The organism is Actinomyces sp. B33, from assembly GCF_028437565.1.
Taxonomy (GTDB): Bacteria; Actinomycetota; Actinomycetes; order Actinomycetales; family Actinomycetaceae; genus Pauljensenia.
This window is the reverse complement of the sequence record NZ_JAMRYR010000010.1, coordinates 1-578: the sequence shown is the minus strand read 5'-3', so window position 1 is coordinate 578 and position 578 is coordinate 1. Positions and strand designations below refer to the sequence as shown.

Annotated in this window: 1 protein-coding gene; it reads left to right on the top strand. The window is 51.6% G+C overall.

Translation table 11 applies throughout. From position 1 onward, the window contains the following. Positions 1-415, top strand: a 415-nt coding sequence (locus M3T53_RS09795; RefSeq protein ID WP_272434346.1) for a DUF6318 family protein, incomplete at its 5' end; no start/stop codon positions are given. Between the last annotated feature and the right edge of the window lie 163 nt (positions 416-578).

The window sequence follows — 578 nt, the reverse complement described above, 5'->3', positions numbered from 1 at the left end:
CGCCGAATACGCCGCCCGCCACTTCCTGGCCCTCATGGAGTATGGATGGGCCACGGGAGACACCCAGCCCATGAGGGACTTCAGCACCGACACCTGCACACCCTGCCAAGACATGATCGCGAGAATCGACGAAGTCTACAGTTCGGGAGATTGGGAGGACTCCGCCAAATACACGGTTCGTCGAATAATTCGCAACGAGGTCGTTGAGGGGTATGAAGACGTGCCTCCCAATACTTATGGCGTTCAAATGCTTGTCGAACTCCCAGAGAATACGTCTTACCGTTCAGGTAAACTTGAGAAGAACCCGAAATCATTAGAAAAAACTAGCTTTTTTGTAACCTGGGACGGTTCCAGCTGGAAAGTGACATTGGCAGCGAATGAAAGCGTGACCGAAGATGAAGCTAAAGCACTCTAAAAACCTTCTAATTGCAGGAGTCGCTTTAGCGTTTCTCTCTTTCTTGATAGCGCCAACAGCGTACGCTGACGACGACCGTAAACTAAACGCAAGTGCGAATGACAATACCGTCACTGTTTGGGGTTCGGAGAGGTCTTCGTCGTCTGCTGGTGCTGATGCCGGG